The 19,012-nt window shown below is 64.1% G+C and carries 17 protein-coding genes; 7 read left to right on the plus strand and 10 right to left on the minus strand.

What is annotated here, in order from left to right; genetic code table 11:
* Nucleotides 1-67: 67 nt before the first annotated feature.
* Entirely contained in the window at nt 68-1,078 is a 1,011-nt protein-coding gene (locus tag IPV69_RS00955) for an isocitrate/isopropylmalate dehydrogenase family protein (RefSeq protein WP_206293037.1), read from the plus strand.
* Between the two features lie 99 nt (nt 1,079-1,177).
* Here the strand turns inward: IPV69_RS00955 and acnA are convergent, their stop codons facing one another.
* On the minus strand, nt 1,178-3,835 hold the full coding sequence (acnA, locus tag IPV69_RS00960; RefSeq protein WP_206293038.1) for an aconitate hydratase AcnA: 2,658 nt from the start codon (nt 3,833-3,835) through the stop codon (nt 1,178-1,180).
* A 1,467-nt stretch (nt 3,836-5,302) separates the two neighbouring features.
* Between acnA and IPV69_RS00965 the strand changes: the two genes are divergently transcribed.
* From IPV69_RS00965 to IPV69_RS00975, 3 genes are all read left to right on the plus strand, one after another.
* Nucleotides 5,303-5,974, plus strand: a complete 672-nt coding sequence (locus IPV69_RS00965) for a hypothetical protein (protein ID WP_206293039.1) — start codon at nt 5,303-5,305, stop codon at nt 5,972-5,974.
* Nucleotides 5,975-6,288: 314 nt separating this feature from the next.
* Nucleotides 6,289-6,753 carry a hypothetical protein gene (locus IPV69_RS00970; protein WP_206293040.1) on the plus strand — a complete coding sequence of 155 codons (465 nt, stop codon included), beginning with the start codon at nt 6,289-6,291 and terminating at the stop codon, nt 6,751-6,753.
* A 115-nt stretch (nt 6,754-6,868) separates the two neighbouring features.
* Entirely contained in the window at nt 6,869-7,111 is a 243-nt protein-coding gene (locus IPV69_RS00975) for a hypothetical protein (RefSeq protein WP_206293041.1), read from the plus strand.
* A 368-nt stretch (nt 7,112-7,479) separates the two neighbouring features.
* Here the strand turns inward: IPV69_RS00975 and xerD are convergent, their stop codons facing one another.
* From xerD to IPV69_RS00990, 3 genes are all read right to left on the minus strand, one after another.
* Nucleotides 7,480-8,493: a site-specific tyrosine recombinase XerD gene (xerD, locus tag IPV69_RS00980; RefSeq protein WP_206293042.1), complete on the minus strand. Its 1,014-nt coding sequence runs from the start codon at nt 8,491-8,493 to the stop codon at nt 7,480-7,482.
* Nucleotides 8,494-8,791: 298 nt separating this feature from the next.
* Nucleotides 8,792-9,841 (minus strand): alpha/beta hydrolase family protein, encoded by a 1,050-nt coding sequence (locus tag IPV69_RS00985; RefSeq protein WP_206293043.1) that lies wholly within the window; start codon nt 9,839-9,841, stop codon nt 8,792-8,794.
* 35 nt (nt 9,842-9,876) lie between these two features.
* Nucleotides 9,877-11,049 carry a UvrB/UvrC motif-containing protein gene (locus IPV69_RS00990; protein ID WP_206293044.1) on the minus strand — a complete coding sequence of 391 codons (1,173 nt, stop codon included), beginning with the start codon at nt 11,047-11,049 and terminating at the stop codon, nt 9,877-9,879.
* A gap of 202 nt (nt 11,050-11,251) precedes the next feature.
* Between IPV69_RS00990 and purE the strand changes: the two genes are divergently transcribed.
* Nucleotides 11,252-11,755, plus strand: coding sequence for a 5-(carboxyamino)imidazole ribonucleotide mutase (gene purE, locus IPV69_RS00995; protein ID WP_206293045.1), 504 nt, complete (start codon nt 11,252-11,254; stop codon nt 11,753-11,755).
* 31 nt (nt 11,756-11,786) lie between these two features.
* On the opposite strand, the gene IPV69_RS01000 is transcribed toward purE, so the two are convergent.
* The 5 genes from IPV69_RS01000 to mutY form a co-directional block, all read right to left on the minus strand.
* On the minus strand, nt 11,787-12,356 hold the full coding sequence (locus IPV69_RS01000) for a hypothetical protein (protein ID WP_206293046.1): 570 nt from the start codon (nt 12,354-12,356) through the stop codon (nt 11,787-11,789).
* A gap of 48 nt (nt 12,357-12,404) precedes the next feature.
* Nucleotides 12,405-12,851, minus strand: coding sequence for a molybdenum cofactor biosynthesis protein MoaE (locus IPV69_RS01005; protein WP_206293047.1), 447 nt, complete (start codon nt 12,849-12,851; stop codon nt 12,405-12,407).
* 39 nt (nt 12,852-12,890) lie between these two features.
* A complete protein-coding gene (moaD, locus tag IPV69_RS01010; RefSeq protein WP_206293048.1) occupies nt 12,891-13,136 on the minus strand; it encodes a molybdopterin converting factor subunit 1 in 246 nt (81 codons plus the stop codon).
* A gap of 62 nt (nt 13,137-13,198) precedes the next feature.
* The gene (locus tag IPV69_RS01015; RefSeq protein ID WP_206293049.1) at nt 13,199-14,062 is read right to left on the minus strand and encodes an LpxI family protein; all 864 of its coding nucleotides are present in this window, start codon (nt 14,060-14,062) and stop codon (nt 13,199-13,201) included.
* A 268-nt stretch (nt 14,063-14,330) separates the two neighbouring features.
* Nucleotides 14,331-15,401 (minus strand): A/G-specific adenine glycosylase, encoded by a 1,071-nt coding sequence (gene mutY / locus IPV69_RS01020; protein ID WP_206293050.1) that lies wholly within the window; start codon nt 15,399-15,401, stop codon nt 14,331-14,333.
* A 176-nt stretch (nt 15,402-15,577) separates the two neighbouring features.
* Here mutY and IPV69_RS01025 point away from each other — a divergent pair, with 176 nt between their 5' ends.
* Both IPV69_RS01025 and asnB read left to right on the plus strand, forming a co-directional pair.
* Nucleotides 15,578-15,805, plus strand: coding sequence for a DUF4926 domain-containing protein (locus IPV69_RS01025; protein ID WP_206293051.1), 228 nt, complete (start codon nt 15,578-15,580; stop codon nt 15,803-15,805).
* Between the two features lie 54 nt (nt 15,806-15,859).
* Nucleotides 15,860-17,800 carry an asparagine synthase (glutamine-hydrolyzing) gene (asnB, locus tag IPV69_RS01030; RefSeq protein ID WP_206293052.1) on the plus strand — a complete coding sequence of 647 codons (1,941 nt, stop codon included), beginning with the start codon at nt 15,860-15,862 and terminating at the stop codon, nt 17,798-17,800.
* Between the two features lie 18 nt (nt 17,801-17,818).
* Here asnB and IPV69_RS01035 read toward each other — a convergent pair whose 3' ends face one another.
* Nucleotides 17,819-18,976: an AraC family transcriptional regulator gene (locus IPV69_RS01035; protein WP_206293053.1), complete on the minus strand. Its 1,158-nt coding sequence runs from the start codon at nt 18,974-18,976 to the stop codon at nt 17,819-17,821.
* Between the last annotated feature and the right edge of the window lie 36 nt (nt 18,977-19,012).

The raw sequence follows: 19,012 nt of genomic DNA on the forward strand, positions 1-19,012 counted from the left end.
AAACCGCAGTTCACTTCTGCCCGCTTGTAGTAACCCGCCTGCGCTGTGCTTATAGTCGCGGTTCGTTATGGCTAAGCACACCATCGTTTTGATTCCCGGCGACGGCATCGGTCCTGAAGTCACATTCGCGGCGAAGCGCGTCCTTGAGGCCGCCGGTCTGTCGGCGGATTGGGTCGAACTGCCCGCCGGCGCATCAGCCCTGGAACAGGGCTTCGAGAATGTTCTCCCCGAACGCACACTCGCTGCGATTCGCGCACACAAGATCGCGCTGAAGGGGCCGGTCACCACGCCCGTCGGCAAAGGCTTTCAGTCGGTGAACGTGCAGTTGCGCAAGAAGCTCAACCTGTACGCCGCCGTCCGGCCGGTGCAGAACATGCCGGGCATCAAGACGCGGTTCGAAAACGTTGACATCGTCGTCGTCCGCGAGAACACCGAAGGCCTCTACAGCGGCATCGAGAACGAGATCATCCCCGGCGTCGTCACGTCGCTGAAGGTGGCGACGGAAGTCGCCTGCACGCGAATCGCCCGCTACGCGTTCGAATACGCCGTCCGACGCAACCGCAAGAAAGTCACGGTGTTCCACAAGGCGAACATCATGAAGCTCACCGACGGCATGTTCATCAAGGCCTCGCGAAAGGTCGCCGAGGAAGAGTTCCCGCAGATCGGCTACGACGAGGTCATCATCGACGCCGGCTGCATGAAGCTTGTGCAGGACCCCAGCAAGTTCGACATCCTGCTGATGGAGAACCTCTACGGCGACCTCATGAGCGACCTGTGCGCCGGTCTGGTCGGCGGGCTCGGTGTCGTCCCCGGCAGCAACATCGGCGAAGACACCGCGGTCTTCGAAGCCGTCCACGGTTCCGCCCCCGACATCGCCGGCAAAGGCGTCGCCAATCCGCTCGCGGTCATCATGTCGGGCGTCATGATGCTGCGGCACATGGGCGAAATGGCAACCGCCGACAAGGTACGAACGGCGTACCGAGAAGTACTCGCCGAAGGCACCACCCTGACGCGCGACCTCGGCGGAACGGCCGGAACCGATCAGTTCGCCGACGCGATCATCAAGAAGCTGGGATAGCTTCAGCACGCTCCGCTGCGCGTCGTGACTAACCCGATCTTCGATCGTTGGTTAGCCGCGACGCGCAGCGGAGCGTAATCGCTCTTCTTCCCCACCCGCTCACCCGTTCTTCAGAATCCGCAGCAGCACTGTCTGCAGAATGCCGCCGTTACGGTAGTAGTCCACCTCCACCGGCGTATCGATTCGGCAGACGGTCTTGAACTCCAGCGTCTCGCCGCTCTCGCGCTTTGCCGTCACCGTCAGGATGTCGCCGGGCCGGACGTTGTTATCGACCGCGATCGAGAACGTCTCGTGCCCGGTCAAGCCCAGGCTCGTGCGAGTCTCGCCCTTCTGGTACTGCAGCGGCAACACGCCCATGCCGACCAGGTTGCTGCGGTGGATGCGCTCGAAGCTCTCGGCGATGACCGCCTTCACGCCTAGCAGCATCGTTCCCTTCGCCGCCCAGTCGCGGCTGGAACCCATGCCGTAATCCTTGCCCGACAGCACGATCAGCGGCGTGCCGCTGGCCTGGTACTTGATGCTGGCGTCGTAGATGCTCTCGACCGCTCCCGTCGGCAGGTACGTCGTCAGGCCGCCTTCGGTGCCGGGGGCGAGCTGGTTTCGCAACCGAATGTTCGCGAACGTGCCGCGGGTCATGACGCGGTCGTTGCCGCGGCGGGCGCCGTAGCTGTTGAAGTCGGCCGCCGTCACGCCGTTGTCCATCAGGAACCGCCCGGCCGGGCTGTCCTTCTTGATGTTACCCGCCGGCGAAATGTGGTCCGTCGTCACGCTGTCGGCGACCATCACCAGCACGCGCGCACCCGTGATCGGCGCGATCGGCTTGGGCGTCGGCGACAGGTCGGTGAAGAACGGCGGCTCCTGGATGTACGTGCTCTTCTCGTCCCACGCGAACAGCTCGCCACCCTTGACGGGGATCTCATTCCACTTGGGGTTCTTCTCGCCGACGTTCTCGTACTCGGTCATGAACTGGCTCGGCTGCACCGCCGCCGCGATCGTCTCGGCGACCTGCTGCTGGCTCGGCCAGATGTCCTTCAAGTAAACCGGTGCGCCGTCTTTGCCGACGCCGAGCGGGTCTTTCGTCAGGTCGAGATCGACCGACCCGGCAAGGGCGTACGCCACCACCAGCGGCGGGCTGGCGAGGTAGTTCGCCTTCACATGCTGGTTGATGCGGCCTTCGAAGTTGCGGTTGCCCGACAACACGCCGGCAACGACAAGGTCCTTCGCTTCGACTTCCGCCGCGACGGCGTCCGGCAGCGGGCCGCTGTTGCCGATGCAGGTCATGCAGCCGTAACCGGTCGTCTGGAATCCGAGTTCATCGAGATACTTCTGCAACCCGGCGGCTTCGAAGTAGTCGGTCACCACGCGGCTGCCCGGCGACAGGCTCGTCTTGACGTACGGCTTGCTCTTGAGGCCCTTCTCGACCGCGTTCTTCGCGACCAGGCCCGCGGCGATCATCACCGACGGGTTGCTCGTGTTCGTACAGCTCGTGATCGCGGCGATCGTGACGTCGCCGTGCTTCAGCGTGCCGCCGGCCGGTGCGGCCGCGCCTTCCTTCGGAGCCAGTTCCTTCGCGAACGCTTCGCGGAAGCCCTTGGAGACGACGGGCAGATCGACGCGGTCCTGCGGCCGCTTCGGGCCGGCAAGGCTGGGCGTGACCGTTCCCAGATCAAGTTCCAGCGTCTGCGTGAAGTTCGGCTCGACATCCTTCTGCCGCCAAAGGCCCTGTTCCTTGCAGTACCGTTCGACAAGGTCGATCTGGTCATTGGTGCGGCCGGTGAGCCGCATATAGGTCAGCGTCAGTTCGTCCACGGGGAAGAAACCCATCGTGGCGCCGTATTCGGGGGCCATGTTGGCAATCGTTGCCCGGTCGGCAACGGACATGGTGGAGAGGCCTTCGCCGAAGAACTCGACAAACTTCTCGACCACGCCGTGCTTCCGCAGGATCTGCGTGATCGTCAGCACCAGGTCGGTCGCGGTCGCGCCTTCGGGCAGGCGGCCGTGCAGCTTCATGCCGACGACTTGCGGCGTGACCATGAAAATCGGCTGGCCGAGCATGCACGCCTCGGCTTCAATCCCGCCCACACCCCAGCCGACGACGCCCAGGCCGTTGATCATCGTCGTATGGCTGTCGGTGCCGACGAGCGAATCGGGGAAGGCGTAGCCGTCCTTGGTCCAGACGACCTTGGCGAGGTACTCCAGGTTCACCTGGTGCACGATGCCGGTGGCAGGCGGGACGACGCCGAAGTTCTTGAACGCCCGCTGGCCCCACTTGAGGAACTCGTAGCGTTCGCGGTTGCGCTCGAACTCGATTTCGATATTGTTGTTCAGCGCGAACGCCGACCCGAAGTTGTCCACCTGCACCGAGTGGTCGATGACCAGGTCCACCGGCACCAGCGGATTAATCTTCTGAGGGTCGCCGCCGGCCCGCTTCATCGCGGCCCGCATCGCGGCAAGGTCGACCACGCAGGGCACGCCGGTGAAGTCCTGAAGAATCACCCGCGCGACCTTGAACGGTAGCTCGACAGGGTTCGGGGCGGCGGCGTTCCACTTCACCAGGCCCTTGACGTCGTTCTCCGACACCTCGTAGTTGTCGCAGTTACGAAGGGCACTTTCGAGCAGCACCTTGATCGAAAAGGGCAGCTTGTCGAGGCTGCCGAGGCCCAACTCCGTCAGGCGATTCAGACGAAAGTACTTGATCGCACCGGACGAGGTGGTGAGGGTCGATTCCGCGCCGAAGAGGTTCTGGTAGGTGGACATAGTTTTCGTAGGGTTGGCAGGGCGTTAAAGCGAAAGGCCGATCCTATGCGCGGCGGGCGGGTTTACAAGAGTAACCCGGCCAACGAGATGCTCTGATCGGCTTTGCCGAACGAACCCAGGAACGCCAAACGAACCCAAAACGTCGAACGAACCCGAGGCGGTTTGGTGCCCGGTGCCACGGGTCGGCCCGCAGACCCGTGCGCAAAGGGCGACCGACAGCACGGGTCTCTGGAGTACCGGGGACGCCGTGGCACCGGGACGCTCACCCGCATGCGCTCGTTTCGCCGAACGAACCCGAGAACGACTTGCGAATATGCCGTAATCCATAGACCCCGACAGGGGTCAACGACGCTTGCCACAGGTGGAGCGATGGCGGCGGAGCCGACATCGCGCAACCCGTGGATCACGGTCCCAACTAACCACCTGCCCCGGCGGGGTAGAGGAACCGTCCGTTGGCGGAAAGTCTTCGGGCGTTTGACCGCTCCTCCGCCCCTGCCGGGGCGGGGGACGGGATGTCCGTCACCACGGGTTCCGCGGCGTCGGCTTCGCCGTTGCCGCTCCACCCGAGGCTAGCGGCGTCGGCCCCGCCGGGGCCGGAGGCAAACCCGCGACTGAATGGTCATCTCGCCTCCGCCGAACGAACCCAACACGGCTCCGCCGAACGAACCCGGGAACTTCCGGTGCCACGGGTCGGTGGTACACCGCAGACCGGTGCGCAAAGGGCGGCCGACGCACGGGTCTCCGGAGTACCGGCGACGCCGTGGCACCAGGTCGCTCAACCACTTGCGCTCGTTTCGCCGAACGAACCCGATAACGCCGAACGAACCCGACGCGATCCGCCGAACGAACCCGAGAACAGCCGTCCAAACCCGGGGCGTCGCGGGAACGTAATTCCCGCGGCTCGCTTACCCATCGGCGGACCCATCAACCGCAACACCTCCGTCCTTCAATGGCGGTCGTCCAAAACCAAACCCTCGGCGCGACCGTAAGCGGTCGCCCGAGACGTCGTGCTCCGCGGAGTACACGCCGGTCCAACAGACCACACCCGTCGGGCGGCGCGCGAAGCGAGATTGCCGCCGGTCTTCAACGAAGACATCCGCAGGCGGGCAAGTCAGATTTTGTACGGTATATGTTAAGTCGCGGGCGAAAAAATGCAACCCAAAACAGCGAGAGGTTTGCCGCGCGAGCAGGGGGGTTGCATCCGCATTCCACGGGCCGACGTCGCTCTGTGCGGCTTTACCCGGCCTGATCGCTGACATGCAGGTTTCAGAGCAGCCTGCAATCTGAACCGGTAGTTGTCTGACACTGGCACGGCGACAGTTATCGGACCGGACGAGGCGGCCTTACCGGGCGTTCACATACAGCTTAAAACCCCTCAAGCAGGGCCGAAACAAGGGCCGATGAGCCTCCTTGTCCCGGTCGCAGACTGCTGCATGTCCGGGCGAGGTCCTGAGAACGGGCGTGCCTATGTCATGCTGGGTTGTACCAACGTTGGCGGCAGAGCTGTGGGGTGTGCCGCTGGAACAGGTGATGGGCGAGATCCGCGCCGGCGCGGTGGTCTCCAAGCTGGACTACGGGTTCATGCTGGTGGATGTCGCTCCCGACAGCTGCGAACTCGCGCCGCCGCCGATCCGCAAGCCGGTCCCGGCCCCGATGACCTTCGTCCCCGCCGGCGCGATCGAAGAAGCCGAGGCAGTCGCTGCGGAGCTGGTTTCTGATCTGGTCGCGGCCCCGGCCGCCGCCAGCGACAGCGTTGACGCCGTTCCGCAATCGACGGCCGATCTCGTCGCATCAGTGGATGTCGTCCCGCCTGTTGATGTCGTCTCGCCCGTTGAGTTTGTCGCACCAGCAGAGGGTGCGGTACCAGTAGAGGGTGTCGTACCGCTCGATTACGCCGTCCCGGTCGAGTGCGTCATTCCGGTCGAACGCGTGATGGCGATGGGGTCGGCAAAGCCCAAGGGCCGAGCGCGGTTCACGCCATCGCTTCCTCCTCCGGAGTCATCGCACGCCGATGACGAATCCGAAGACGGCCCGGACCCCAATTTCGGCGAGCCCGACGACGGCAAGCCGCTCGACTGGCGCGCCGCCCGCGCCCGCGCCGCCACCCAGCGCCGTCGCCCGCCGACTCGCTTTAACTAGGATTTGTGGTGCGGGCTTCAGCCTGCACATTCGGGTGCAGGCTAAAGCCCGCACCACAATAATGCTGTCCAAGCGATCCGCTTGCCCGATCTTGCGTTGCCTGCCGGCAACACGCTCGAACGCTCGTCACCCTCCGACAGGCCTGTTTGATGCTTTAACGCATCATCCGTCATAAACGGAACGGCTGACATCGATCGCCCTTCTGGCGATCGATTCCTTCAAATTCCCTGAATTCCCCCTCAAGTTCGCGGCTTCTCGTCGCCCGTTTGTGCTCGGCCGCCGGCGGCATACGCCCGGTTTGCTCTGGCATTGCCGTGAGTCCTGCGGACACGGCCAGCCTGATCATCGCGACCTTCGACTTGGGCGTGGTCCGCTCGATTCGCGGCGCGATGCTGGCCGCGGATATCGCCTCGGGCAGGGGTCAACCGGCCTCGGGACTCGGCCCGGCCCCGAACCCGCGCTTCGAAGACCGCCGGCACTTCCACCCCGGGCCGCGGTATGAACCCCGGCCGCACATCCACCCGACGCCGAAGTACGAGCCTCGGACGATCCACTACACCGTCCGGTACGAAGTCGGCCTGGAGCAGCAGCACAATGCGTGCACTGCGGTCGTGCCGTCGGTCGAAGTCGATAGCGTCGCGAAGGTCGCCGGCGTGCCGGCGGTCTGGAAATCACTGCCGCCGGTCGAACACGACGAGCCAATTCGAAGGCCGATCAAGGTGATCCGTCATCATCCCGATATTCGTCACAGAGGGATCGTGATCGACGTGCACGCCTGATCGGATTCCTCCCGGTTGCCCAACGCGAGGCGGAAAGTCGTGTCTATTAAAACAGGCGCGGGCGAAGAAAGCCCGGGCCGACACGCCTCAGGCGAGAGTCCTGTCGGGAGAGTCCATGTTGCACGCCCAGCAAGTCGAAGAGTTGCTCTGCCTGGTGGCCCGGATGGATCGCCAGACGATCGCCCGGCGGTTGTCTGATGTCCGCGCCACGTTCCCCATCGACTTCACGCCTCAGTTCATCGAAACCACCGAGTTGGACCGCCTGCGCCACATCTTCCTGGCGCTCTGCCTTCAGACCCACCACATTCCCGAGTGCGACGAAGACGAGATCGATGTCGTCATGGAACATGTGGCGTGAGATGGCAGGATGGAGGATGGAAGATCGAGGGTGGCGGCGTTGGGGATGCCTTGTGCTCTGTCACACCTTGATTTTGATTTAGACTCTGTCTGAAAACTCGATTCGTGTGCCATGCCCACGCGGGACGATTCAGAAGGTCCAATGCCTCAGCCCGGCGTGGGCATGGCACACAACTGGGGTTATCAGACAGAGCCTGGATTGGGTGCCATGGGCTGCGGTACTCCGCTGCCCGTGGTACGACGTTCCTCGCGCGAAACCACGGGCAGGCGACTACGCCAGCCCATGGCACCCACTTTTAATTCTTGGCTTTGACAGAGCGAGGCAATGTCCGCGCCATCCTCCATCCTCAATCTTCAATCCTCTTCCCCTCACCCCCTCGGATGATACTTCTTGTGAACTGACTTCAGTCGGTCCTGGTCCACGTGCGTGTAGATCTGCGTTGTGGCGATATCGCTGTGGCCCAGTAGCTCCTGGACGACGCGCAGGTCTGCTCCGCCGCTGATGAGATGGGTCGCGAAGCAGTGCCGCAGGGTATGGGGTGAGATGCGCTTCAGCAGTCCGCTCTTTCGGCCGTACCGTTCGACGAGCATCCAGAGCGCGATGCGATCCAGTGGCTTACCGGTGCGGCTGAGGAACGCCTCCTCGCGCGGCGACTTCTGCAGCTTCGGGCGGCATTCCATCAGGTAGCTTGTCAGCGCGTCGTGGGCGGCTTTGCCCAGCGGGACGATCCGCTCCTTGTTCCCCTTGCCGATGACCCTCACGCAGTTCACCTGAAGGTTCAGGTCGCGCAGCTTCAGCTCGCACAGTTCCGTCGCCCGCAGGCCGCTCGCGTACAGAAGTTCGAGGATCGCGACGTCGCGCCAGAATAGCGTGGACTTCGGATCAGGCGACGCGATGAGCTGATTCACCATCGCCCGGCTCAGCACCTTGGGGAGCGAGCTTTCGGGCTTGGGCCGTTCCAGTTGTTGCAGGATGCCGTCGCGGTCGTGCCCCTCTGCGATCAGGAACCGCAGGAAGACGCGCAGCGCCGCCAACCGCCGGGCGACGGTGCGGGTGGACTGGCCGTGCCGGCTCTGGTCCTGCAAATAGGCGCGGTAGTCGTCGGCCGATGCTGAGAGAAAGTTCAGGCCGCGGGCGGTGAGAAAGTCGTCGGTGTCTTCCAGGTCGCGGCGATAGGCATGGAGCGTGTTCTCCGCTAGGCCGCGCTCAGCGGCCAGGTGCATAAGGAAGAGCCGCAGGGTGGGCTGCGTGCTCCGCGTGGTGGTGACCGGCTGTTTCGGCTTCTTACGCGTGGTGCGGGGCGGCGCTTCGCCGGACCAGGTCGGAGGCGGCTCGTCCGGCGAGCGTGAGGGGGACGATCGTGACGTCTGGGGTTTTGCCATCGGACCGGCTCGAACGGTGAACGACTGTTCGTTCGCCCGGTCGCCTTGAGACTTGCGCCATCACCGGTTCCCCGCGCCGCAGGCGGCGTTCGGCGAGAAGCTCAAGATAGACCGGGCAGTTCTGGTACGCGTCCATGCACTGCTCGAAGGCATCGCTCAGGTGGTCCAGCGAAAAGTGGGACGAACAACGAGTGTCGGAGCGGTTGAGAAACGGGCAATGAATGGCGCGGTCCGGCATCTGGCCCTCCGACGGTTAGTCTTCAGGGCTCTATCGGCCAGCCGGATCGCCGGCCAATAGTTACGGCTTCTCTGGGGTGAAATCGATCTTTTCCACCTTCTTGCCCAGGATGAAGTCAATCGTCCGCTGCCGGATGTTGGGCAGGAAGAACACGGCCCCGTAATGCCCGACGGGGATCGTCAGCATCTGCGGCATGCCAATGGCTTTGCGCAACGCGGCGGTGGTGGCCGGGGGGATCACTTCGTCGCGCACCGCGTTGATCATGAGGCAACCGCGGGGGTCGATTCGGCTGGCGAAGGTCAACGGATCGACGGGGCGAAGAATCTCGGCAAGCCGGGCCTGGTCGATCCCCTTGGCTTCGCACGCCTGGCGGATGCGCCGGGTTTCACGTGCGTCGTGGAAGCAGATCGCCGCGATATCCCCGCCGGCAAGAATCGGCACTACGCGCCAGAAGGTGCCATCCACACCGGCCGCGAGCGACGTCATGATGCCGCCGAGGCTGACCCCGGTAATGGAGATTCGTCCGGCATCCACCTCGGGAAGCGAAGCCAGCAGCGCCTTGGCCCGGCGGATGTCCATGACGGTTTGTCGAAGGTTATCGGGCGTCTTCTCGGGGTGCTCGGCGAAGTACTTGAAGTGTGCCCCGTCGGCGGGCCGCCGAACGCCGTAGCACGCCATGGGAATGTAGATCGCGGCGACGCCTTGCTCGGCCAATCCCCTGGCGATGCCGCGCGGCACCAGCGCCGAGCCGTCCATGATGTCGAGCACGATCGCACCGGGAACTTTGCCGGTCATGTTCTTGGGCAGGTAAAGCTCGCCGGGAACGGTGTTGTTCTGCGCCCAGGGCGTTTGGACCGGCGACGCGAACGATGTGCGGAAGAACCGCCAGTGGTCGTCGTCAGCGCCTTGCCGGAGGCTCGCTTCGAAGCGTCGTTCGGCCGGAAGATAGGTATTGAGATGTTTGACTTGTTCCGGCGTGGCCCCGGTCAGCACAATCTCCGGCTCGGTGACGACAATCCGCTGCTCGGCCGGCTGAGCCGGCGTATCGGCCAGGAGCCCGATCGGTGCGATGAGAAGGAACAGGACGATCGATCGAATCATCGCAGACATGGTCAGTCATTGTAGCAACGGCAGACGACGGGACGTCACTCGATTCCCTGCAATTCCTTGACGATCCCTTCCCCGTCGAACTCCTCCGGCCGCTTCTGCTTCATCAGGTCGCGGTATGCCCGGGCCAGTGTCTTGTCCTCGACATCGGCCAGGGGCAGGAAGACGCCGTGGTGTGATTTGGCAGTGAACAGATGATGGCTCACGACGCCGATGCGCTCGGTGTCTTCCAGGGAAGGCGGCGACGGGGTGGGGCGTTCGGCCTGCTCGAAGACGAGTCGCAGAAGGCTCGGCGCCGTCACCGGCGCGTCGATCAGGCTGGCGATATGATCGATCGAACCGGGTGTCACTACGAAGACCTTCGCCGAGCCGGTTTTGGGGCCGTGCTGCAGGCAGAGGTACCGAAAATCAGGCAGTGGGCGCAGGTGTCGGAACGGCCCTTTGCCGAGCTGCGATAACTGCTCGATGTGCTGCTTGATCTTCGCCGCGGACTCGAACCGAAGTTCCGCCGCGGCGGCTTTCATGCGCGATTCCTGGTCGCGGATCAGCGGCCGCGGGTCGATCAGCGTCCGCAGGCTCCAGTCGACCACCTTCCGGTAGGACTCCATGCTGACACTGCCGTCGCACGGCGCGGGACACTTGCCCATCTCCTTGTAAGCGCACGCCTTGCCGTGCGGGGCTTCGACCAGGATGTGGTAGTAGCGGCACAGGTCGAACGCGTCTTCGACCAGTTCCATCAGCCGGGCGGCGGCGTGTTTGTCTTCGAGCGGGCCGAGGTGGACGCCCGTCCTTCCGCTGATGTCGACGGTCTTGGTGTAGCGCGGAAAGGTCGCCGCCGGGTCGATATGAACGAACCACGCCGGGCGGAAGCCGACCATGCCCTGATAGGTTTTGGGAAAGAGCCGCCGGGCGGCTTCGTAATAGGTCCAGTCGGCTTCGAAGTCGCTGTCGATCCTGCGAAAGTGAATCCGCCGCACCAGGTCGCGGTAGTCGATGCGCTTGCTGGGCAGTGCGCCGGGCTCGGGCGGGCCGAGCCGGCGCTTGAGGCTGACGCGCAGATTCTTCACGCACAGAAGCTGGACCGGCAGGTCGGCTTCGTCGGCCAGGAGGTAGACCGCACCCTTTGCCGGCACCTGCTTCAGGAATGCGTCGAAATCGACCGTCGGGTCGAACGACACAACCTGCTCGAAAATGCCGGCGGCTTCGGTCATGGGGCGACAGATGGTAGGATCGTTTGCCGTAAACGAAAGTGCTGCAACGGTTGTGTCTGACAAAAAGACTTCCGGTCGCCGGCTGCCCGGGCCTGCGGCGCGCGGTTTCCGTCATACGCCCCGTCATACGCCCTTGGTTCGTTGGTCTGGATTGATATCGAATACCCGGTGCCCTGCGTCCACCTCGCGGCCCCTACAACCGATGCCCCACAACGCAAACTCCTCACTCGTCGCCGTCATCATGGGCTCCAAGAGCGATTGGGACACGATGTCCCACGCGCACGAGATGCTCGAGAAATTCGGTGTGCCCCATGAATGCCACATCGTTTCGGCACACCGCACCCCCGACTGGCTGAAGGAGTTTGCCAATACCGCAGAGGCCAGGGGGCTGCAGGTCGTGATTGCCGGTGCCGGCGGGGCGGCCCATTTGCCCGGCATGTGCGCGGCGCAAACGATCCTTCCGGTCCTTGGCGTGCCGGTGCAAAGTGCGGCACTGAACGGCATGGATTCGCTCCTGTCGATCGTTCAGATGCCCAGCGGAATTCCCGTCGGAACGCTCGCGATCGGCAAGGCCGGTGCGGCGAACGCCGCGCTGCTGGCGATCGCGATGCTGGCGACGGCCAACCCGGAACTGCGCGAGAAGCTCCGAAAGTTCCGCCAGGAGCAGGAAGCAAAGGTTCGGAATGACGAACTGCCGGGGAAATGATGGGGCGGGCGGCAGTCATCGCAGGGGGCAATCATCCCTGCGTGGTGATGACCACGGTTCTGCCCATCGACGTGCTGAACAGGATCAGCGCTGACAAGACCGTTGCCAGAGCAAGTTGAACGATCTCGCTTTCTCGGTAGAGCCTGGTGAGCTGGTCGCGGGCGGGGAGTGCGACTTCAGGGTCGTCGGCGTTGTCGATGTAGGTTCGTCGCTGTTCTGCCATTCGCGGCCAGACGCTTCGCCAGCCGTAGATGAGGAGTCCGATCGCCGCCAGCAGCAATGCCGAGCGTAGCGCGTTGATGAAGATCGCCTGCTCGGATCGTCCGGCGAGAAACCACTGGATTGCGATCGACACCAGCAGACCGCCCGCACAGACGAGTTGGAGCCAGAGCAGTCGGGTCAGAATCTGCGCGTTGATGGTCATCGCGAGCAATGCCCCGTGCTGGCCGTCGAGGTTGACGGACAGGACGGTGGGGAGGGTGGGGTCTGCTTCCTGAACCGTCTTGAAGATGGCCGGTGATGCCATCGCACCGAAGAGGACCAGTCCGAACCAGGCCGAGAGCAGTAGCCAGTAGATCAACTGAACGATGTCGAACGCCATGGGTCGGATTGTGACGGGTTTGGGATGCGTTGTCACATGTCGGGGGTATCAGCGATGGACCCACGTTCCTTCGCCGTCGGCCCAGATCTCTTTCTTCCAGATGGGTACGTCGGCTTTGAGGGTGTCGATGAGCCAGCGGCAGGCCGCGAACGCCTCGGCGCGGTGTCCGCACGCGACGGCGATCGCGACCGACGGTTCGCCGACGGGGACCCGGCCGGTGCGGTGCAGGATCGCCAGCTTGACGATCGGCCACTGCCGCCGGGCGTCGGCGGCGAGCCTTCGGAGGCGATCGATCGCCATTTCGACGTACGCTTCGTAGTCGAGCGCGACCAGTTCGCGGCCGTCGCCGGCCTGTTCTGCCCGGGTGGTGCCGACGAACAGGTCGATTCCGCCGGCCAGCGGCGACGCGACGAACGCCAGTGCCGCGGCGATATCGAGATCGGCTGCCGTCAGCTCGATCCGGTCGAATTGCGAATAGGCGACGGAATGTTCCATGAGCGGTGGGTTGTATCCGAAGGAGCGTCAATGCCGTAATCAGCCGCCGCTGACTGGGGGGATGAGCGCCAGCTCGTCCCCGTCGTGGAGGATGGTTTGTCCGTCTGCGTATTCGCGGTTGACGGCAAATGCGATCCGGGACACCGCCCCGACGATCGCCGGGAACTGCGCGGTCAACCGATCCACCGCCTGCTCGACGGTCATGCCGTCTGGCAGCGACACCTTTGTTTCGCCGACACCGGCGCGGTCGCGGAGCAGGGCGAAGAATTGAACGGTGATCGTCATTCGGAGAAACGTCGCCCCCATCGGATGTACCCCCGACCACGGGCCCGCCTGCAACGTAGCGGCTAGCGGGCGTTGCCGGCGGCTGCGTCGTACCCGACGACGGCGATCTTGTAGCGGTCGGCCAGCTCCAGCACCTTCGGCTTCTCCAGGATGATGGTCTTGCCGGGTTCCAGAACGACACACCCGGCCCGGGCGGCGGCGAGCTTTTCAATCGTTACCGTGCCGATCGTCGGCACGTCGACACGCATGTCCTGCTTGCTGTTGGAGACCTTGATCATCGTCCAGCCGCCGACCCGACACAGCTTGCCGGCACGCTCGATCATGGCGTTGGTGCCTTCCAGCGCTTCCACGGCGATTACGTCGCGGTCCACCACGCCAATCGACTGGCCGATGTCGAGTCGACTGATGGTCTGGCAGACGTCCCAGCCGAAACGGATGTCGGCCCATTGGCTGTCGGTCGGCTGCCGCCGGGTCAGCACGCCGGGGGTTACCAGGTGGTCCGTGCAGTAGTGGGTTGAGTCGATCAAGGTAATACCCTGGTGGCCGAGATGATCGACCAAAGCCTGCAGGACCGCCTGCGGGCGTTTGTCGTGCCGGAGGGCGCGGACGGCCAGTTTGACTGTTTGCCAGTCGGGAATGTACCTGAAATAGCGCCAGCGGTCGTACATCGCACTTTTGGCGACCCGACCGACCATGATTGCCTCATGACACCCGGCCTGCCGCAGCGTGCGAATCCACTGGCCCATCCGCACGATGCCGACCCAGCGGAAGGTGTCGCACTCTTCGCGAAGTTCCGGCCAGGCATGGCCGGAGAAGGCGCAGCAAACCACCTTGCGGCCGGCCGCACGTGCACCACGCGCGACCAGCAACGGGAAAATCCCTTCACCGGCGATCAGTCCCAACGGTTCAGTGGCCGGCGATTCCATAGGTGCGTTCGCGGTTAATGCTTCGGGCGAAGGCCCTGTGAACCTGCGCCGCCAAACATCCACATTGCCGGCGACCGCGTCAAGCAGGCGGAACCCCGATACCCAGCCTTCTGGACGACCCAGAACCGGGGTGTCGGCTCGCAAAGACCTGCTGCCGAGCCCGGGACGCGCGAAACCTGAAGTCCTACGGCGGGAAGAGTCGGTTGCCATTGACCTACGGACGGCGTCGTGTGCTTGCAGGTTACGCTTCGTATCGAGCAAACACCTTCTAAGACGCGCCGTCCGTCCTTCGTGCGAGCATGGCGGCGATTTCCAGCTGCGGCTTGGAGACAGGATGTTCCGACAACTCACCGAGCCGAACCCACCGGAATGGACCGTCAATCCGCGGCTCTTCGTTGCCAAGGGAGATCCCGACCCTGGCGTCGAAGACATAGGACCGGTGTGTCAACTGATGGCGGACCTCGCCCAGCGGCGTGAACCGCCGGACCTTCACGGGAGTAACCGCGGCAGGTCCACGAGGTTCGTCCGGCCGGGTGACGAACTGCCAGAGTCCCGCCCATCGCCCCTTGGCCGGGCGCTGCTCGATCAGCCACCGATCGCCGCGACGGATGCACAAGACAATCCGACGTTCGACGGGCGTCACCTTCGCTTTTCGCGGCGGGGGGATTCGATCGGCCAAACCCGCCGCCAAGGCCTGGCAGTGCTTCGAGACCGGACAAAGCAGGCAGTTGGGCGCGCGTGGCGTGCAGACGGTCGCCCCCAATTCCATGAGCGACGAGTTAAAGTCGCCCGCCCGCGCATCGGGTAACAGTTCGGCTGCCCGCAACCAGAGCTGCTTCTGGACCGCGGGGGTCCGGGGGTCGGCCTCGATTGCATCGAGCCGACAGATCACCCGCATCACATTCCCGTCGAGAATGGGTGCCTTCTGGTCGAATGCGATCGAGGCAATCGCGCCGGCGGTGTACCTGCCGACGCCGGGAAGCTTCGTCAGCGCCTCGACCGACGAGGGCAACCTGCCGCCAAATTCCTCCATCACCATGCGAGCGGCCCGCCGAAGATTGCGTGCCCGCGAGTAGTAACCAAGCCCCTGCCAAAGCTTTAAGACGTCCTGCTCGTCGGCCTCGGCGAGTCGGGCGATGGTGGGCAGGTGCCCGACAAAGCGGTGGAAATAAGGGATCACCGTCGCCACCTGGGTTTGCTGCAGCATCAGCTCGCTGACGAGCACGAAGTAGGGGTCAGGTGGGGGGCTCAAGAGAGGGGGACGCCAGGGAAGGTTCCGCCGCGCGCGGTCATACCAGGACAGGAGGGAGGTCGCGAACCGAATCGAAGTGCCGACCATCGAACGCGGATCATAGCGCCGACGCCCGGTGGAGGACCATCTCCCCAGGAACCGTGGCGGAAAATTCGCGGAAAAAATCGTTGCATTGCCGCTTTTACCGGACGTAAAGTTAGTGAATCCGGTGGCTCTGGGAAGGAATCCGACTCGGTTCGACTCTCAACTCATGGAGGTAACCTATGCGAACTCCCCATGTCGATGACGTCGTACGTCTGACGAAAGACATTCCCGAACTGTTCCTGTCGCGGGGCGAGATTGGGGTGGTGTGCAGCACCTGGTTCTCGCCGGTTTCTGCGCTCGACGTCGAGTTTTCGCGGGTCGGCACAGACCGGCAGACACGCGCGCTGGTGTCGCTCGAGCAGGTCGAGCTCGAAGAGCCGCAGGACGCCGAGATACCCGGCGTCTGAGCAGTCTGCTAAGGCACCCCGCAAGCCATTTGGTTTCCTGTACAATCGACAGGCATGTGTGGCATCGCCGGAGTGATCCGTTGGCGACGTGTGCCGGCGGATGCGCCGCCGTTACGCGACCGCGCCGCCGCCATGGCACGGGCCGTCGCACACCGTGGCCCCGATGCCGCAGGGGTCTGGACGGACGCCACCGACACCAATCCCGGCCACTGCGCACTCGCCCATCAGCGCCTGAGCATCATCGATCTCGCCGCCGGCCCGCAGCCGCTCCCCAACGAAGATCAAACCGTCTGGACGGTATTCAACGGCGAGATCTACAACTTTGCCGACCTTCGATCGCAGCTCGAAGCCAAGGGACACCAGTTCCGAACGCACACCGACACCGAGGTTCTGGTTCACCTCTGGGAGCAGCACGGCCCTGCGATGGTCGAAAGACTGAACGGAATGTTCGCGTTTGCGATCTGGGATACGCGGTCGCGCACGCTCTTCGCAGCGGTCGATCTTCTCGGCAAAAAGCCCTTCTATTACGCCGGCGGTCAGGCTTCGCCTTCGGCTGGTCAGGCTTTGCCTTCGACCGGTGACGAGTTTCGCTTCGGCTCGGAACTCAAGTGTCTCACCACCGGCGACACGGCCAAGGCTGACGTAGACCCCGAGGCCGTGCTGCTCTACCTCACCGTCGGCTACATCCCGGCGCCCTGGTCGATGCTGAAGGGCGTCCGCAAGCTGCCGCCGGGGCATCGGCTGATCGCAACCGAAGCGGAAGTCACAGTCGAGGCTTACTGGCGCGTGCCGCGTCGCCCGGAGCCGTTCAAGGGCTCGCTGCTGGATGCCGAGAAAGAACTTCGCATCCGGATGTCCGAAGCGGTGCGCAAACGCCTCGTCGCCGACGTGCCGCTGGGCGCCTTCCTGTCCGGCGGAATCGATTCGACGATCGTCGTCGGCCTGATGAACGAGCTTCAGGCCCGGCCGGTCAAGACATTCACCATCGCGTTCGATGAAAAGCAGTTCGACGAGTCGGCGTTCGCTTCGATCGTTGCCCAGCGGTTCGGCACCGAACATCACGTGATGCACGTCCGGCCTGACGCGCTGGCGGTTCTTCCGACGCTGGCGCACCACTTCGACGAGCCGTTCGGCGATTCCTCCGCGATCCCCACCTACTACGTGTCGAAAATGACGCGGGAGCACGTGACCGTCGCCCTGACTGGTGACGGCGGCGATGAAGCGTTCGGCGGCTACCGCCGCTATCGACGAGGTAAAATCGCCGGTCAACTCAGTCGCATCCCGGGCGGTCGCGGTGCCGCGGCGATGCTCGGCCGAATGATGCCCGCCAACCTCGACCGAACGACGGACCTGGGCCGGGCAAGGCGCGTGTTGCGCGGCCTGGCGAACCTCCCGTCCGATGCATATCTCGAACAGATGTCGGTCTTCTCGCCGGGCGTGCTGACAAACCTGTTGTCGGCGGAACTGAAGTCGGCGGTTGATCGCGACCTGCCGCGCCGCTGGTTCGCCGGGTTCTATGAAGGCACAAACGGATCCGACCCCGCCGCCGCCGACATGGCCGCCGACCTGCAGACCTATCTGCCCGGCGACATCCTGACCAAGGTGGATCGGGCATCGATGGCCGTCGCACTGGAATGTCGTTCGCCATTCCTTGATCCGTCGGTCGTCGAACTGGCCTGTTCACTGCCAACGAAGTGGCGGCTGAAAGGGCTTTCGGGTCACAAGTACATACTGAAACGCGCCTTTGCCGACCTGCTGCCGCACGGCATTGTCCACCGCCGCAAGGCCGGGTTTGCGGTTCCCCTGGCGGCATGGTTCCGCGGTCCGCTGCGGTCGCTGTTGAACGATGTCCTGCTCGATACCGCCGGCCGATCGCGCGGCTGGGTGAACGCCAATGTCGTGGAACAACTGATCGCCGAACACATGAAGGGTCGGAACCACTCCGGCCCGCTCTGGACGCTGCTGATGCTGGAGATGTGGTATCGCAGGACCTGAGGCGTTCGCCTCGGCGCTTTACCGCAACCGATACCGCCTGCGGTATTGCATCGGCGTCACGCCGGCCGCTTTGCGAAATGTCGCATTGAAATGGGGTGCACTGACGAATCCGACCTGTCTGCCCACGCGCGCCGCCGGCCAGTCCGTCTCCAGCAGCAGCTTTTTGGCGGCGTCGATTCGGGCCAGCCGCAATTCCTCATGTGGCGATCGGCCGAGCACTCGCCGAAAGTGCCGCTCGAGCCACCGCCGCGAAACCGCGATCGAGTCGGCGACCTGGCCGATCATGATCGCCTGCTGGAGGTTCTCCGCGATGTACCGAGCGGCGCGATGCACATCCACCTCGTCATCGCTCGCCCGGCCAGACGACTCCCGCACCTTCACGCTTCCCCGCGGGGGCACGAGGATCGGTGCTTCGGGCGGATGACCGCCGGACATGAGCCGTTCGAGCAGGGCGGCCGCTTCGTAGCCGATCTCCATCGCCGGCAGTTCGACCGCCGAAACGGTCGGGCTCGTCAATTCGGTCTTCATCGGATCGTCGTCTGATGCGATGACCGCGACCTGGCCCGGCACATCGACCTTTGCCAGGTTGCACGCCTCCACCAATTGGCACGCGACATCCGGATTCCAGGTGGTGATGCCGATCGGCTTGGGCAGTTTTTTCACCCATCGAGCCAGATCGCGCTGCCGGGCCTGCCAGGGTGCTTCCGCCGCAAGCCTGGTGAAGTCGCTGTAGTACTCACAGGGGAACCCCATCGCCGACACGGCTTTTCCGAAAGCGGGTCCGCGGTCCTCTGCTTTTCGGGCGAACCAGCCGCAATAGGCGAACTGGCGGAGTCCGTTGTCGACCAGGTGTCGAGCGGCCAGTTCCATCAGTCGGGATTCATCGACCTTGACTCTCGGCATGGAATCGCCCGGCGGCCGGAACGACCCGATGCTGACCGCGGGTACGCCGAGCGATGCCACCCATCGTGCGATCCGGCCGCTGGTCACGCGGGCGATGATGCCATCCCACTTGTAGCTGCCGGTGAAAAACATCGAGTCTTCGAAGCCCTCGGGCGCTGTGTAGACATGCCACTTGCCGCGCTCGTGCGAGAACGCCGCGATGCCGCGCATCAACTTCTCGCGCCAGCCCATCGACGATCCGGCCAGCACGGCGACCCTTCGTTGTCCAGACATAGGCGTTCTCGAGTGTGAAACGGCGGCGTCGTACGT

The sequence above is a fragment of the Humisphaera borealis genome, assembly GCF_015169395.1.
In the GTDB taxonomy this organism is placed as follows: domain Bacteria; phylum Planctomycetota; class Phycisphaerae; order Tepidisphaerales; family Tepidisphaeraceae; genus Humisphaera; species Humisphaera borealis.

Excerpts from the sequence above, each read along its gene's own strand:
- IPV69_RS00955 (WP_206293037.1), top strand. The coding sequence starts at position 68 with ATGGCTAAGCACACCATCGTTTTGATTCCCGGCGACGGCATCGGTCCT.
- acnA (WP_206293038.1), bottom strand. The coding sequence starts at position 3,835 with ATGTCCACCTACCAGAACCTCTTCGGCGCGGAATCGACCCTCACCACC.
- IPV69_RS00965 (WP_206293039.1), top strand. The coding sequence starts at position 5,303 with ATGTCATGCTGGGTTGTACCAACGTTGGCGGCAGAGCTGTGGGGTGTG.
- IPV69_RS00975 (WP_206293041.1), top strand. The coding sequence starts at position 6,869 with ATGTTGCACGCCCAGCAAGTCGAAGAGTTGCTCTGCCTGGTGGCCCGG.
- xerD (WP_206293042.1), bottom strand. The coding sequence starts at position 8,493 with ATGGCAAAACCCCAGACGTCACGATCGTCCCCCTCACGCTCGCCGGAC.
- IPV69_RS00985 (WP_206293043.1), bottom strand. The coding sequence starts at position 9,841 with ATGTCTGCGATGATTCGATCGATCGTCCTGTTCCTTCTCATCGCACCG.
- IPV69_RS00990 (WP_206293044.1), bottom strand. The coding sequence starts at position 11,049 with ATGACCGAAGCCGCCGGCATTTTCGAGCAGGTTGTGTCGTTCGACCCG.
- purE (WP_206293045.1), top strand. The coding sequence starts at position 11,252 with ATGCCCCACAACGCAAACTCCTCACTCGTCGCCGTCATCATGGGCTCC.
- IPV69_RS01000 (WP_206293046.1), bottom strand. The coding sequence starts at position 12,356 with ATGGCGTTCGACATCGTTCAGTTGATCTACTGGCTACTGCTCTCGGCC.
- IPV69_RS01005 (WP_206293047.1), bottom strand. The coding sequence starts at position 12,851 with ATGGAACATTCCGTCGCCTATTCGCAATTCGACCGGATCGAGCTGACG.
- moaD (WP_206293048.1), bottom strand. The coding sequence starts at position 13,136 with ATGACGATCACCGTTCAATTCTTCGCCCTGCTCCGCGACCGCGCCGGT.
- IPV69_RS01015 (WP_206293049.1), bottom strand. The coding sequence starts at position 14,062 with ATGGAATCGCCGGCCACTGAACCGTTGGGACTGATCGCCGGTGAAGGG.
- mutY (WP_206293050.1), bottom strand. The coding sequence starts at position 15,401 with ATGGTCGGCACTTCGATTCGGTTCGCGACCTCCCTCCTGTCCTGGTAT.
- IPV69_RS01025 (WP_206293051.1), top strand. The coding sequence starts at position 15,578 with ATGCGAACTCCCCATGTCGATGACGTCGTACGTCTGACGAAAGACATT.
- asnB (WP_206293052.1), top strand. The coding sequence starts at position 15,860 with ATGTGTGGCATCGCCGGAGTGATCCGTTGGCGACGTGTGCCGGCGGAT.
- IPV69_RS01035 (WP_206293053.1), bottom strand. The coding sequence starts at position 18,976 with ATGTCTGGACAACGAAGGGTCGCCGTGCTGGCCGGATCGTCGATGGGC.